Annotated in this window: 7 protein-coding genes, 5 tRNA genes, 2 rRNA genes and 2 pseudogenes; 3 read left to right on the top strand and 13 right to left on the bottom strand. The window is 41.7% G+C overall.

The features are described 5' to 3' along the window. Positions 1 to 93: 93 nt before the first annotated feature. Complete coding sequence (locus L6410_RS01525) at positions 94 to 645, bottom strand: cysteine hydrolase family protein (RefSeq protein WP_024391782.1); 552 nt, start codon at positions 643 to 645, stop codon at positions 94 to 96. A 1-nt stretch (position 646) separates the two neighbouring features. After that, positions 647 to 1,435: a GTP-sensing pleiotropic transcriptional regulator CodY gene (gene codY / locus L6410_RS01520; RefSeq protein ID WP_024397619.1), complete on the bottom strand. Its 789-nt coding sequence runs from the start codon at positions 1,433 to 1,435 to the stop codon at positions 647 to 649. 220 nt (positions 1,436 to 1,655) lie between these two features. Between codY and L6410_RS01515 the strand changes: the two are divergent. Continuing rightward, positions 1,656 to 2,946: pseudogene (locus L6410_RS01515) on the top strand (IS4 family transposase). 157 nt (positions 2,947 to 3,103) lie between these two features. Here L6410_RS01515 and L6410_RS01510 read toward each other — a convergent pair. Further along, positions 3,104 to 4,318, bottom strand: coding sequence for a pyridoxal phosphate-dependent aminotransferase (locus tag L6410_RS01510; protein WP_024391780.1), 1,215 nt, complete (start codon positions 4,316 to 4,318; stop codon positions 3,104 to 3,106). A 150-nt stretch (positions 4,319 to 4,468) separates the two neighbouring features. Between L6410_RS01510 and L6410_RS01505 the strand changes: the two genes are divergently transcribed. Then, positions 4,469 to 4,921: a universal stress protein gene (locus L6410_RS01505; protein WP_024397621.1), complete on the top strand. Its 453-nt coding sequence runs from the start codon at positions 4,469 to 4,471 to the stop codon at positions 4,919 to 4,921. Between the two features lie 20 nt (positions 4,922 to 4,941). Here L6410_RS01505 and L6410_RS01500 read toward each other — a convergent pair. Next, positions 4,942 to 6,307, bottom strand: a pseudogene (locus L6410_RS01500) (HAD-IIB family hydrolase). 72 nt (positions 6,308 to 6,379) lie between these two features. Here L6410_RS01500 and L6410_RS01495 point away from each other — a divergent pair. Next, entirely contained in the window at positions 6,380 to 7,339 is a 960-nt protein-coding gene (locus tag L6410_RS01495) for an asparaginase (protein WP_222383127.1), read from the top strand. A gap of 65 nt (positions 7,340 to 7,404) precedes the next feature. Here L6410_RS01495 and ltrA read toward each other — a convergent pair whose 3' ends face one another. The 9 genes from ltrA to L6410_RS01450 all read right to left on the bottom strand — a co-directional run bounded on the left by ltrA (position 7,405) and on the right by L6410_RS01450 (position 15,623). After that, entirely contained in the window at positions 7,405 to 8,682 is a 1,278-nt protein-coding gene (ltrA, locus tag L6410_RS01490; RefSeq protein WP_172006496.1) for a group II intron reverse transcriptase/maturase, read from the bottom strand. A gap of 796 nt (positions 8,683 to 9,478) precedes the next feature. Continuing rightward, a complete protein-coding gene (gene recG, locus L6410_RS01485) occupies positions 9,479 to 11,491 on the bottom strand; it encodes an ATP-dependent DNA helicase RecG (protein WP_419580012.1) in 2,013 nt (670 codons plus the stop codon). Positions 11,492 to 11,568: 77 nt separating this feature from the next. Beyond that, positions 11,569 to 11,640: transfer RNA gene (locus tag L6410_RS01480), tRNA-Glu, on the bottom strand. A gap of 8 nt (positions 11,641 to 11,648) precedes the next feature. Continuing rightward, positions 11,649 to 11,722: transfer RNA gene (locus L6410_RS01475), tRNA-Ile, on the bottom strand. 41 nt (positions 11,723 to 11,763) lie between these two features. Next, positions 11,764 to 11,834: transfer RNA gene (locus tag L6410_RS01470), tRNA-Gly, on the bottom strand. Positions 11,835 to 11,839: 5 nt separating this feature from the next. Beyond that, a tRNA-Val gene (locus L6410_RS01465) sits at positions 11,840 to 11,912 on the bottom strand. Between the two features lie 109 nt (positions 11,913 to 12,021). Beyond that, a 5S ribosomal RNA gene (gene rrf / locus L6410_RS01460) occupies positions 12,022 to 12,137 on the bottom strand. A gap of 208 nt (positions 12,138 to 12,345) precedes the next feature. Continuing rightward, positions 12,346 to 15,249: ribosomal RNA gene (locus L6410_RS01455) — 23S ribosomal RNA — on the bottom strand. Positions 15,250 to 15,550: 301 nt separating this feature from the next. Beyond that, positions 15,551 to 15,623 (bottom strand) — tRNA-Ala (locus L6410_RS01450). Between the last annotated feature and the right edge of the window lie 42 nt (positions 15,624 to 15,665).

Below are 15,665 nucleotides of genomic sequence, written 5' to 3'. Positions count from 1 at the left end.
TATATCATATTTCTAACCCACCATAAAGGTTGAGATAACTGAGTATGTAAGATTATTCAGCAAAAAACCAGTCCACAGACTGGTTGCTAAACATTATTCAATAACCGTCGCACCGAGTACATGACGCAGGTGATTCAGTGCAAACTGATGACTCTCCTCCGTCAATGCAGCAATTGCTGATGCAACTACTTCAATCCGATACCCCTTATTATAGGCATCGATAGCCGTATGGAGGACACAGATATCAGACAATACACCTGTTAAAACAACCGTATCCACACCACGTTCCCGCAAACGAATATCTAAATCTGTTCCAGAAAAGGCCGAATAATGCCGTTTGTCCATCCAACGGACACGCTCATGATCCTTATTTTCCAGATAAAAGTCTGCTAAAGGACCATATAAATCCCGACCTGACGTACCGATGATATTATGAGGCGGAAAGAGCTTACTTTCAGGGTGAAACTCATCACCTGTTTCATGCCCATCAATCGCAAAGAAAATATAATCTCCATTTTCAAATGCTTCAGATGTAACCTGAGCAATCCGTTCTGAGATGGCTTGTGCAGGCTTACCTGCAGTTAACTTTCCCTCATCTGCGACAAAATCTATCGTATAATCTATTGAAATCAGTGCTTTTGTCATCTTAGTAATCACGTTTCTTTATTTCATCAAAAATTGCTGGAATCAGTACTTTCAAATAAGTACCTTTCATTCCTAAGGAACGACTTTCAATAATCCCTGCACTCTCTAATTTACGTAGCGCATTCACAATAACAGAGCGTGTAATACCGATACGATCTGCAATAACAGATGCCGTCAACTGACCTTCATTGCCATTTAACTCACCCAAGATAGCCGCGACAGCTTTCATCTCTGAATATGAAAGTGTATTAACCGCCATATTCACAGCAGCACGTCGACGAATATTTTTTTCATCTTCTTCTCTTTGGAAGTTCAACAATTGAATTCCCACCACAGTCGCAGCAATCTCAACCAAGATCAAATCATCATCAAGAAACTGACGATCATTCCGCCAAATAATAAGTGAGCCAAAACGAATCCCTGTCACGTGAATAGGGGCAATCGTAGTCAGACCATTTGGATACGTCGAACGTGACTCAACAGGGATAGCCGTCAATTCACTTTCTACTGGCAAATTGACTTGAGTATCATAGATCTGGGCGACAGCTTTTACGTACTCTTCGGGATACTGTTTATTGATATAGAACTCTTCAACCCTGTCATTATTGGTCTTATAGTTCATGTGATAACCTAAAATTTCACCCTCGCTATTGATAATACAGGCATTGCAGTCTATAATATCAGATAAGTGCTCCGCTATCGCATTGTAAGGCAATTCTTCTGCCAATTTCTCCTCGGAACGTTTCAAAATCGATGTAATGTTCCGTGTTTTTTCTAATAATGTTGTCATAAATTCCTCTTTACACTGTAATTGCTTTCAGTATAGCAAAAATTGAGTGAAATTTCAATAATTATCAGAAAATTTACTATTGTTGGTAAAATATTGACAATTTCTCACTCTGACATCAAAAAAGTCGGAGAACCCCCCAATGTCATTAAGTTAACTAATCTATCACATTTTGTGGTAGGTTAGTTTTTTATGTTACACTAAAAATAAAAGGGGAAAAATCATGCTAGACCAGATTAAATCTCATTTATTTGAAAGTATCAATGACATCGTTTCCTCTGCCGACCAGTTTGTACTTCATCCTGAAAAAGATTTTAGTCGGAAAAGTCAGCTAACGATGAAAACCATGATTCAAGCTATACTGACCATGGGTGGTAATGCCTTAGCCAAAGAGCTACTTGATTTAGATTTGCCAGTCACTCAATCTGCCTTTGTCCAACGACGATATCGGATCAAACATCAAGCTTTTAAAACCCTGTTTGCCAATATTACTTCTAAAATTCCAACTTCTAAAGATCTCCCTATCCTAGCTGTTGATGGTAGTGATGTGGTTCTACCAAGAAATCGTTCTGATAAAACAACCTCGTTCCAAACTGGACCACACCACACTCCTTACAATCTCATTCATATCAATGCTCTCTACAATCTTGAACAAGAGATTTATCATGACCTACGAATTCAGGATAATCGGGAGGTTGATGAGCGTGCGGCTTTCATCGACATGATGGAGAGTTGTCCCTTTTGAACAAGCTCTGGTGATAATGGATAGGGGGTATGAATCCTACGATGTCATGGCGCATTGCCAGGAGAAAAATTGGTCGTATATTATTCGTATTCGCGAGGGAAATAATTCGATGAAAAAGAGTTTTCGTCTCCCTGATACTCCTTGTTTTGATGAGGCATTTGACCTAAACATCTGTCGCAAACAAACCAATGACATGAAAGAACTGTATCGAGACTTCCCTAATCAGTATCATTTTTTACCTCATAATGCTTCCTTTGACTTTTTACCAAACTCTAGTCGAAAAAGTGATCCAATCAGTTTTTATGACCTTCATTTTCGGATGGTGCGCCTCGAAATCAAGCCAGGTTTCTTTGAAACTTTGGTGACAAATACGGATTATTCACCAGAAAAATTAAAAAATCTCTATGCCTACAGATGGGGCATAGATACCAGTTTTCGTGACCTAAAATACAGTATTGGGTTGACTCATTTTCATGCGAAAAAGAAGGAAGGAATTCTCCAAGAAATCTACGCTCGCTTTATCAATTTTAATGTTTGTAAATGGCTAACCTCACACGTTACCATTAAAACATCAAAGTTAAAACAGACTTATAAAATTTGTTTTTCAGACTCTGTTTATGCCTGTCGAAAATTTCTTAGAGAAGAACTTACTTCCTTCCAATTAGAAACCTACATTGCTAAGCATTTATCCATTATTCGACCCAATCGAACCTTCCAAAGAAAGATAAAAAGCCAGGCTCCCGTAAGCTTCACTTATAGAGTAACATAATAGTTGAAAAATTGGGTTAAAAACCTTCCTTTTTGTGCGCCCTAAATACAAAAACTATCCCCGTCTTGTCATCAACTGCTCAGACGGGAATAGTTTCTTTAGCTGCTTAAATGCTTAACTTAATGACATTGGGAGAACCCCCGACTTTTCTTCACTCCTAACGTCGATATTGCGCTAAGAATCGTGTCATTTTTTCTTGAATTTCTGCTAGTTCGTCAACACGTGGTAAATAAACAATACGGAAATGATCTGGCTCTTTCCAGTTAAAACCTCGTCCATGAACCAACAATACTTTTTCTTGCTTCAAGAAATCAAGAACAAACTGCTCGTCATCATCAATACGATACATTTCTCGATCAATTTTAGGGAAAATATACAGACCTGCTTTGGGTTTAACAGCAGACAGTCCAGGTATATCTTGAATCGCCCTTGTAATGAACTCACGTTGTTCATAAAGTCGCCCACCTGGAGTCAATAATTTATCAACAGATTGTACACCACCTAACGATGTCTGCACCACCTGCTGGGCTAATACGTTGGAACATAGACGCATATTGGACAGCATGTTTAAGCCTTCGATATACCCTTTCACATGATGTTTAGGGCCTGATAACACCATCCAACCAACACGGAACCCACAAATACGATGTGATTTTGATAGACCATTCATCGTTACAACAAATAAATCCGGTGCCAAGGTCGCAATTGGAATATGAACCGCTCCATCAAATACCATACGGTCATAAATCTCATCAGAAAAAATAATGAGCTCATGTTTCCGAGCAATCTCAACGATTCCTTCCAACACTTCTTTTGGATATAAAGCACCCGTTGGATTATTAGGATTGATAAGAACAATAGCCTTAGTCCGTGATGTCACCTTGGATTCCATATCTGCTAAGTCAGGATACCAGTCTGCAGACTCATCACAAACATAGTGAACTGCATGTCCACCAGCTAAGCTTACCGCTGCTGTCCACAAAGGATAGTCAGGCATCGGTACCAACACCTCATCACCATTGTCCAACAAGCCCTGCATAGACATGACAATCAACTCACTTACACCATTACCAAGATAAATATCATCAATATCAACATTTGGAAATTTCTTGAGTTGACAGTATTGCATAATCGCCTTACGAGCTGAGAAAATCCCCCGACTATCCGAATAACCTTCTGATTTACGAGCGTTATGGATCAAATCACGAATGACCTCGTCTGGCGCAGTAAAACCAAATTCAGCAGGATTTCCGGTATTCAACCTTAAAATCTGCTCACCATTAGCACGCATCCGCATAGCCTCTTCCAAGACTGGACCACGAATATCGTACGCAACGTCATCTAATTTCATTGACTTCTCAAATTTTCTCATAAGTCACCTCGACTTTCTTATGGTTTATATTGTACTGTAAAAGTAAAAAAATCACAAGAATACTTTACATTTTTTCAAAAAAGACTTATAATAAAAATGTAAGCGAATACACTGCTTATTTGTGTTCTCCACTTGAAAGGAGTGATTGGTATGTCTCAATCTTATAAAACAATTCTAGTCGCTGTTGATGGTTCAGCCGGTGCTGAACTAGCACTACACAAGGCTATCCACGTCGCAAAACGAAATCAGGCACGACTGATAATTGCCCATGTCATTGATACACGAGCGTTACATAACGTGGTTGCTTTTGATGCAACAGTCTATGAGTCTTTAGAACGTGAAGCTGAACTATTACTAGAAGATTATAAACAGGAAGCACTGAATGCCGGAATAGAAGATGTTCAAATCCGTATAGAATTTGGAAACCCAAAAACACTCTTAGCGGTAGATATTCCAAAGGAAACCGGTGCTGACCTAATGCTACTTGGTGCAACTGGGTTAAATGCTTTTGAAAGATTGCTCATTGGTTCCTCTTCAGAGTATATCATGCGTCATGCAACGATTGACTTATTGATAGTACGCGAGGGCGAGAAAATTTTATAAAAATCATAAAGGACTTGATGTTAGTGATCAAGTCCTTTCATCTGTCTCTTTAGCTCTTCTTCAATTTTTCTCTCAGGAGCAAAACGTTCCTCCCAATCATTTGGCTTTAAAATTTTATGAGTGACTGGGTCAAAATGAGCACGTCCATCCGGAAATCTTTTGCCCATATTAGCTTCATGGACTAGCTGAAAAATCGGCTCTGGATCCACTCCCATTAATACAAAAGAACCATAGGTAAAATACAAAAGGTCCAATAAAGCATCCACTTGATCATGCAAAGAAACCTTTGCCTCTTTTTTTCCTTCTATCTTAGCAGCAGCCTTATCTAATTCAGAGTGTAGCCACTCAATCCCTTCTCTAAAACCACTCTCATTCTGTGAGGAAGCATGAACAAATTCAACAATTTCTTCAATTTTAAACCCTGCCCTGAAAACGGCTGTCTCAAAATCATACTCCTTTGGAAACTCTTGAGTTTGACCATCCATCAGATGATGAAACTCTTTTACACGATTAAAATGTTGATCCTTACTTTTAAACATTTTGTTCCTCTACTAGATTAAAATGACGTAAGCCTTTATAGATACCATCCTTATTGTTCGTATCAGTTATATAAGAAGCCACTTGTTTGGCTTGCTTTGTCCCATTTTTCATGGCAACAGAATACCGCACCTCCCCCAACATCTCAATATCATTATTTGAGTCTCCAAAAACCATCACTTCATCGGTCGAAAAATGATAAAAATCTCCTAACCGTTTGATACCAATCAGTTTTGAATTCCCCTTACAAATAATATCCGTCGCATAAGGACTTGAACGAGTAAAAGTTAATTGTGGAAAATGCTCCGCTAATCGCTGCGCCTCTTTTTCCATCGTTAATAGCATCATTTGGTAAATGGGTTGAGTAATCAAATGATTGAAGCTCCCCTTATTTTGCGGTTTCACAATACGGATAATATGGTTAAAAATAAAGTTTACAAAGCCCGCACAAACTTCAGGGACCATACGTGAAATTCGATAAGCAAAATTCCCAGTCCCCATACTCATAATGCCACTACCAACTACCCCTAATGCAGTACCAAATGAAAGATCACGTTGGAATTTTTCAGCATACGCAATCATTTTATCGATGTCCTCTTTTTCAATTGGCTGGCTGAAAACCACTTCATCTCTTGTAAAAACATATTGTCCATTGTAAGCAACTGCCATATCAAGTCCCAGACTAGCCATATATTGTAAGATAAAGCGCGGATCTCGACCAGTTGCCAAACCAACCAAGATTCCTCTTGCTTTCAACTGGTTAATGGCAAGAATAGTTGACTTACTCACAGTTCGGTGGTCCGTCAATAAGGTTCCGTCGATATCAAAAAAAACTGCCTTCACTGTCAACCATCCCACCTACTTTCATTAGAATTGTGTTACAATTAAGTATAGCATATTTTGAAAGAATCAGGAAAATTTATGAAAAAAATTCTCGTTCTCCATACTGGGGGAACAATTTCCATGCAAGCAGATCAAAACGGCGCTGTCGAATCAAGTCCCATTAATCCAATGACCCAAGTCACTTCACCAATAGAGAACATTGAAGTAGTGTCCGTTGATTTTTTGAATCTTCCTAGTCCTCATATTCAAATTGAGCACATGATGATGATTTATAAAAAAATTAGAGAAGAAGCCTCCCATTTTGACGGGTTTGTCATCACACATGGAACTGATACCCTAGAGGAAACAGCATATTTTTTGGACACAATGTCTATTCCACAAAAACCAATAGTGGTGACAGGTGCTATGCGCTCTTCTAACGAATTAGGAAGCGATGGAATCTATAATTATAGAACTGCACTTCGTGTTGCTGCTGATAAAAAATCTGCTGACAAAGGTGTTCTTGTGGTCATGAACGATGAAATTCATGCTGCGAAGTATGTAACAAAAACACATACAACAAATGTTTCAACCTTTCAAACACCAACTCATGGACCCTTGGGCCTTGTGACAAAACGGGAAATACTCTTTTTCAAGGCAGCCGACAAACGTGTCCGCTTTGATTTACAGGCCATCAACGGTGTTGTCCCAATCATAAAATCATACGCAGATATGGATACTATCTTACTGGATGCACTTGTAGAGGCCCCCATTTCTGGCTTAGTAATAGAAGCCTTAGGAGCTGGAAACCTACCACCAGCAAGTATTTCAGCCATTAAAAAACTTATCAATAAGCAACTCCCTATCGTGCTCGTGTCACGTTGCTTCAATGGTATTGCAGAACCAGTATATGCCTACGATGGTGGCGGAATACAATTGGAAGAATTAGGAGTCTTATTTGTAAAAGAACTGAATTCCCAAAAAGCCCGTATCAAATTACTGATTGCCCTAAATGCTGGCTTGAACGGGCAGGATTTAGCTGATTATATTCAAGGATAAATCGAGTAGGGACTAATTTCTAGTCCCTCTCACACCACCGTGCGTGCCGTTCGGCACACGGCGGTTCAACTAACTTTTAACGCATGTCGTTTTAGATAATAATCTAGGCAAGAAACCAGTCCACGTTTAGCGAGGACTGGTTTTGATATGGCACGTTTCAGTACAGACCTCTGAGCCACTAATTGATAATGGTCTCCCCAGCCAGATACTTTATCCGCTATCCACTTCGGTACTCCTAATTTGAGAAGTCCCCATAATCGCCTAGATTTCTTCTTCCATTGTTTCCAGATAATAACTCTTATTCGAGTTCTTAGTCGTTCATCAATGCTTTCCATGACTGATTTCATGTTCGTCATAGAAAAGTAGTTTATCCAACCTCGGATGACCCAGTTTAGTCGCTCAATTCGGCTGTCTAAGTCAATACTCCACTTACGGGCCGTTAGTTTCTTGAGTTTTCTCTTGAAACTCTGTACGCTATCCTGATGCGGACGACTTTTCCAGCCCTCAGATGATTTCCAGAACCCAAATCCTAGGTACTTTAATTTGCTCGGTCTCACAATCTTGGTCTTGGTCATGTTGACTTTCAAACCTAATCGTTTTTCAATATAACGACTAATTGAATGCATCACACGTTTAGCCGCCGCCTCACTACCGACTGTGATGACGCAGTCATCTGCGTAGCGAACGAAGCGAAGTCCACGATTTTCCAACTCTTTATCTAGCTCATTAAGCATGATATTGGACAGGAGCGGTGATAGGTTTCCTCCCTGTGGAGTTCCAACTAGTGTTTTATACCGTTGTCCGTTGATGACTACACCTGAATGAAGGTACTTACGAATTAAAGATTCTGTATCTCCATCTTGGATAATGTTATGAACAAGCGACATCAGTCTATCTTGAGGAACGGTATCAAAGAACTTCTCCAGGTCTATGTCTACTATCCACTCATAACCGTCATTAAGGTATTCTAATAACTGGATAATAGCTTGTTCGCATGACCGATTGGGTCTGAATCCGTAACTCCTCTCAGAGAAATAGGGTTCACAAATAGGACTAATGACTTGGACAATAGCTTGTTGTATCATTCTATCCATGACCGTTGGGATACCTAACTGACGGTCTCCGCCGTTAGGTTTGGGAATTTCAACTCGTAAGACTGGCTGAGGTTTGTACTTCCTCTGCTTTATGAGTTCTTTAGTTGAACGCCAGTGTTTGCGGAGATAGTCATCTATTTCGTCAATAGTTACGCCGTCAATTCCTGCTGAACCTTTATTGGCTCTAACTTGATTGTAGGCTTCAAGCATATTGGACCGAGATAGGATATTATCTAGTAACTGTGACATGTGCGTATTCCTTTCTTGTTTCGGTGTCTGAGGGACGTCTTATATTGGTGAACTTTCCTCTAGTCAATACGTGACCGCACCCAGTTCTATCAGACCGCTAGTTTTACAGACACAAGTGAAGTAGGTATACTTCGGTTTGACAGCCTTTATTTTCAATGTCAAACTTTCAACAGTCACTCCCCTGACTGTTGAAATATTCAGCCCTTCGCTCCACCTCTATTACAGAAGTTTCATCGCTACTATGGCCTCGGCTGACTTCTCATGATTCGTTGTTACTACGTCTTTGACGCTCATGAGACCTCACGGGATAAGTCGTACATCTTTCCTCGTTTACTCTCGTGATTTACGTCTATAGGTTACGACTACCTTTTTGGACTTTAGAGTTGTATGCCCCCTCATCCCCTATATACGCCTTGTTATCACGTTTCTGTTCGTAGAGCCACGATTTCGCTATCCCTTCCTCTCCCCGCTACCTCACGATAGTCAGGCTTGGGAGTCGCTTTGGGGTTCACCGGTAGCGGGTGTCCACGGAGGACTTTCACCTCAGATGTACGACATGCCCGTCGTACAAACAATAGGTGCACGATTTTTTCATGCACCTATTGTGTTTTTTTGCTAAAAATAGATATTCTTAATAATCAACCATTTCCCATGGTAAGCTTCATGAAAACGGTAAGGCTCCAACAAATCACTTTCAGTCAATTGCTGTGTAATTAAAGATTAATAAGGTATTATCTTCAGATTAAGAAAGAGAACATATTTGCACTACTTATAATCCCAAAGGTTCCTCAAACATTTAATCCAATATCGATTGATGTTCTAAATTTTCCAGTAAACAGAACCACATTGGATTGTTCTGCCAATTTTCTTCCGTGACAATTCGCTGAGCCACACGCCTAGCCTCTTCTAAAATAGGATAATCTTCAATAATATTGGCAACTTGAAATTCCGGTAAGCCCGATTGTCGTGTTCCGAAAATTTCACCTGAACCCCGCATTTTTAAATCAACTTCTGCCAGAACAAAACCATCCGTTGTCTCGGTCATTGTGGCCATACGCTCTTTACCAGATTCTGTTTTTGGATCCGCGACCAAGATGGCGTAAGATTGCTTCACTCCACGACCTACACGACCCCGCAACTGGTGTAATTGACTCAGCCCGAAACGATCCGCATCCATAATGATCATTACCGTAGCATTCGGTACATTGACACCAACTTCTATAACTGTAGTTGAAACTAATATGTCTACATGCCCATGCTTAAACTCCTGCATGATTACTTCTTTTTCATCATTTTTCATTTTTCCATGCAATAATTCAATCGATGCTTTTGAACCAAAATGGTGTTCCAACTCCACTTTTAAATCAATGGCATTTTTTAAATCAAGCGTCTCGGATTCTTCAATCAAAGGTGAAATAAAGTAAATCTGAGCCCCTTTTTTCAATTCCTTCTCAAGCCACGACAATACAACTGGCAATTGAGCATGCTTCACCCATCTTGTTACAATTGGTTTCCTTCCTGCTGGTAATTGATCAATAATGGAAACATCCATATCTCCAAAAGCAGTGATTGCCAATGTCCGAGGAATTGGAGTAGCCGTCATCATTAGCACATCAGGGTTTTCACCCTTTTCACGAAACAACTTCCGTTGTTTGACCCCAAAACGATGTTGTTCATCCGTAATGACTAATCCCAATTTGTGATAAATAACACCTTCTTGAATTAAAGCGTGTGTCCCAACAATCATATGGACATCTCCACTAGCAATATGCTCTAACGCCTCTCTTTTCTCTCCAGCTTTCATACTACCAGTTAATAATGAAATTTTACATTCAGGAAATAAAGAACTAAGAGTTTCATAATGCTGCTCTGCCAAAATTTCTGTCGGAACCATTATTGCAGCCTGCATACCGGCAGTCACCGTAGCGTACATGGCTAAACCAGCAACAACCGTCTTACCAGAACCAACATCACCTTGTAATAAACGATTCATATGACCTGGATGCTTCATATCTTGTAAAATTTCATTTAAAGCATTCTCTTGCGCATCTGTCAGTGAAAAAGGCAAGGTTTCTAATTTTCTTTGAAGAGAGTCCTCAACATACTGAATTTCTAATCCATTTGAAATATTCCGATTTTCATGTTTTAACAATTGTAGCTGCAATTGGAAATATAATAATTCCTCGAATTTAACTCTTCTGAGGGCTTGGCGATATTCTTCCAAATCATTCGGAAAATGCATAGCATAAATAGCTCGTTTTCTATCCATTAATTGATAATGGCTTAATAGAATCTCTGGAATATTTTCAGAAACCAAATCCAAATAGCCCGTATATACAGCAGAATGAATTAATTTCGCAATACTGGCCTGAGTAATACCTTGTGAAACATGATAAACTGGCTGTAAGTCCTCGCTTTGATGTGATAAAATCTTAAGCCCAGTCAAACTAGCCTTCGCCTTATCCCATTTTCCCCAAACGACCAGTTCTTGTCCAGGAACAACCTTATCTGCCAAATATGATTGATTAAAAAAAGAGACAGAAACAACAATTTCGCCCTGCTTAATAGAAAATCTTAACCGATTTCGCTTCCCATAATATTGGACCGTCGCCGGAGTTACAACTTGACCCTTTAGAACAGCTTTTTCGCCATCCTGCAAATCAAATACAGATTTAACTTCAAAATCTTCATAACGAAAAGGGAAATAAAGTAAGGCATCCTCAATTGTATCAATCCCAAGCTTACTAAACTTTTCAGCTGATTTTGGACCTATACCAGGTAATACAGATAAGTTATTCGATAATTTCATCATAGAACTATTATATCAAAAGAAAAGAAAATACGAGTTTAAAAACAAAAAAAGGAGCATTAGCTCCTCACAAAATATAGTCCGTACGGGATTCGAACCCGTGTTACCGCCGTGAAAAGGCGGTGTCTTAACCCCTTGACCAACGGACCATATAAAATGGGCACGAGTGGAATCGAACCACCGACCTCACGCTTATCAGGCGTGCGCTCTAACCATCTGAGCTACGCGCCCAAACTATTATAAAAGTTTGGTAAAAAGAACGAAATGTTCAAAGCGGGTGACGAGAATCGAACTCGCGACAACAGCTTGGAAGGCTGTAGTTTTACCACTAAACTACACCCGCTTAAATGGGAGTTAACGGGATCGAACCGCTGACCCTCTGCTTGTAAGGCAGATGCTCTCCCAGCTGAGCTAAACTCCCAATGGGTGGGACTTAGCTCAGCTGGGCAATGGAGAAAACTGCGTTTTCCTCATCTCCAACTTGAAAGCTCGAATTCCTCTCACTTTCAACTAAGCTAAACTCCCAATTTGCTAAGCGACTACCGTATCTAACAGGGGGCAACCCCCAACTACTTCAGGCGTTCTAGGGCTTAACTGCTGTGTTCGGCATGGGTACAGGTGTATCTCCTAGGCTATCGTCACTTAACTACTGTTGAATGGAATTGTACTCGGACTAAAATCCTAGTGAAAAAGATAAACTTCCTAGAGTCTATTGACTCTGCGTCAGTTTCCTATTTTCTTACGGATTTTGTAACGCCCTCGTTACTTCACTTTATCCACTCAAAATTGAATATCTATATTCTAACAAGAAACAACCACGCTGTCAATATTGACTTCGTTGAATTTTTCTTATCTAGGATAAGTCCTCGAGCGATTAGTATTGGTCCGCTACATGTGTCGCCACACTTCCACTTCCAACCTATCTACCTGATCTTCTCTCAGGGCTCTTACTAACTTAATGTTATGGGAAATCTCATCTTGAGGTGGGTTTCACACTTAGATGCTTTCAGCGTTTATCCCTTCCCTACATAGCTACCCAGCGATGCCTCTGGCGAGACAACTGGTACACCAGCGGTAAGTCCACTCTGGTCCTCTCGTACTAGGAGCAGATCCTCTCAAATTTCCTACGCCCGCGACGGATAGGGACCGAACTGTCTCACGACGTTCTGAACCCAGCTCGCGTGCCGCTTTAATGGGCGAACAGCCCAACCCTTGGGACCGACTACAGCCCCAGGATGCGACGAGCCGACATCGAGGTGCCAAACCTCCCCGTCGATGTGAACTCTTGGGGGAGATAAGCCTGTTATCCCCAGGGTAGCTTTTATCCGTTGAGCGATGGCCCTTCCATACGGAACCACCGGATCACTAAGCCCGACTTTCGTCCCTGCTCGAGTTGTAGCTCTCGCAGTCAAGCTCCCTTATACCTTTACACTCTGCGAATGATTTCCAACCATTCTGAGGGAACCTTTGGGCGCCTCCGTTACCTTTTAGGAGGCGACCGCCCCAGTCAAACTGCCCGTCAGACACTGTCTCCGTAGATGATAAACCTACCGGGTTAGAGTAGCCATAACACAAGGGTAGTATCCCAACAGCGCCTCAATCGAAACTGGCGTCCCGATTTCGTAGGCTCCTACCTATCCTGTACATGTGGTACAGATACTCAATATCAAACTGCAGTAAAGCTCCATGGGGTCTTTCCGTCCTGTCGCGGGTAACCTGCATCTTCACAGGTACTAAAATTTCACCGAGTCTCTCGTTGAGACAGTGCCCAAATCATTACGCCTTTCGTGCGGGTCGGAACTTACCCGACAAGGAATTTCGCTACCTTAGGACCGTTATAGTTACGGCCGCCGTTTACTGGGGCTTCAATTCAGATCTTCGCTTGCGCTAAACCCTCCTCTTAACCTTCCAGCACCGGGCAGGCGTCACCCCCTATACATCATCTTACGATTTAGCAGAGAGCTGTGTTTTTGATAAACAGTTGCTTGGGCCTATTCACTGCGGCTGACTATAAGTCAGCACCCCTTCTCCCGAAGTTACGGGGTCATTTTGCCGAGTTCCTTAACGAGAGTTCTCTCGCTCACCTGAGGCTACTCGCCTCGACTACCTGTGTCGGTTTGCGGTACGGGTAGAGTATGATACATCGCTAGAAGCTTTTCTTGGCAGTGTGACGTCACTAACTTCGCTACTTAACTTCGCTCCCCATCACAGCTCAATGTTATAGATACAAGCGTTTGACTCATATCACACCTCACTGCTTAGACGGGCACTTCCAATCGCCCGCTTTAGTTAGCCTACTGCGTCCCTCCATCACTTCATACTCTAGTACAGGAATATCAACCTGTTGTCCATCGGATACACCTTTCGGTCTCTCCTTAGGTCCCGACTAACCCAGGGCGGACGAGCCTTCCCCTGGAAACCTTAGTCTTACGGTGGATGGGATTCTCACCCATCTTTCGCTACTCATACCGGCATTCTCACTTCTATGCGTTCCAGCACTCCTCACGGTATACCTTCTTCACACATAGAACGCTCTCCTACCATAACACTTAAGTGTTATCCACAGCTTCGGTAAATTGTTTTAGCCCCGGTACATTTTCGGCGCAGGGTCACTCGACTAGTGAGCTATTACGCACTCTTTGAATGAATAGCTGCTTCTAAGCTAACATCCTAGTTGTCTGTGCAACCCCACATCCTTTTCCACTTAACAATTATTTTGGGACCTTAGCTGGTGGTCTGGGCTGTTTCCCTTTCGACTACGGATCTTAGCACTCGCAGTCTGACTGCCGACCATAAATCTTTGGCATTCGGAGTTTATCTGAAATCAGTAAACCGAGATGGCCCCCTCATCCAAACAGTGCTCTACCTCCAAGATTCTCAAATGTCGACGCTAGCCCTAAAGCTATTTCGGAGAGAACCAGCTATCTCCAAGTTCGTTTGGAATTTCTCCGCTACCCACAAGTCATCCAAGCACTTTTCAACGTGCCCTGGTTCGGTCCTCCAGTGCGTCTTACCGCACCTTCAACCTGCTCATGGGTAGGTCACATGGTTTCGGGTCTACGACATAATACTAATGCGCCCTATTAAGACTCGGTTTCCCTACGGCTCCGTCTCTTCAACTTAACCTCGCATCATATCGTAACTCGCCGGTTCATTCTACAAAAGGCACGCTCTCACCCATTAACGGGCTCGAACTTGTTGTAGGCACACGGTTTCAGGTTCTATTTCACTCCCCTTCCGGGGTACTTTTCACCTTTCCCTCACGGTACTGGTTCACTATCGGTCACTAGAGAGTATTTAGGGTTGGGAGATGGTCCTCCCAGATTCCGACGAGATTTCGCGTGTCTCGCCGTACTCAGGATACTGCTAGGTATAAAGAATATTTCAAATACGAGGCTATTACTCTCTTTGGCCTACCTTCCCAGGTAGTTCTTCTATACTCTTTAAGTCCACATTGCAGTCCTACAACCCCGAGGAGTAAACTCCTCGGTTTGCCCTCCTGCCGTTTCGCTCGCCGCTACTAAGGCAATCGCTTTTGCTTTCTCTTCCTGCAGCTACTTAGATGTTTCAGTTCACTGCGTCTTCCTCTACACTACCTTAACAGTAGTGAGTGACAGGCATTACCTGCCGGGTTCCCCCATTCGGACACCCCTGGATCATTGCTTACTTACAGCTCCCCAAGGCATTTCGTCGTTAGTCACGTCCTTCTTCGGCTTCTAGTGCCAAGGCATCCACCGTGCGCCCTTATTAACTTAACCTTATTAACCTAATTTTTTCAAAAATTAGAAAACTCATTAAATATTCACAGCGTTTTCGGTTTATTTTCTTGTTACTATTTCTTTATGTATCCTTACAGATACACAAGGAATGTTTGATAGATATTCAATTTTCAATGGACAAGTTTAGGATATGAACGACGGTCGCTTTTGCGAAACTTCTGTAGAAAATTAGGAATCTGACGTTGTGTCTTTAGACACAAGGAAGATAATCTATTTTCCTAAGAAGTTAGTCGTGAATTCAACTTCACTGGTATTCAGTTTAGTAGGATTTCTATCCTAATGGAGCCTAGCGGGATCGAACCGCTGACCTCCTGCGTGCAAAGCAGGCGCTCTCCCAGCTGAGCTAAGGCCCCACAAGACCTCTCAAAATTAAAGAAGACTAACGTACAGGTTCC

It is taken from the genome of Streptococcus parasuis (assembly GCF_021654455.1).
In the GTDB taxonomy this organism is placed as follows: domain Bacteria; phylum Bacillota; class Bacilli; order Lactobacillales; family Streptococcaceae; genus Streptococcus; species Streptococcus parasuis.
The sequence above is the reverse complement of the archived record's forward strand: the minus strand, read 5'-3'. Positions and strand labels throughout refer to the sequence as shown.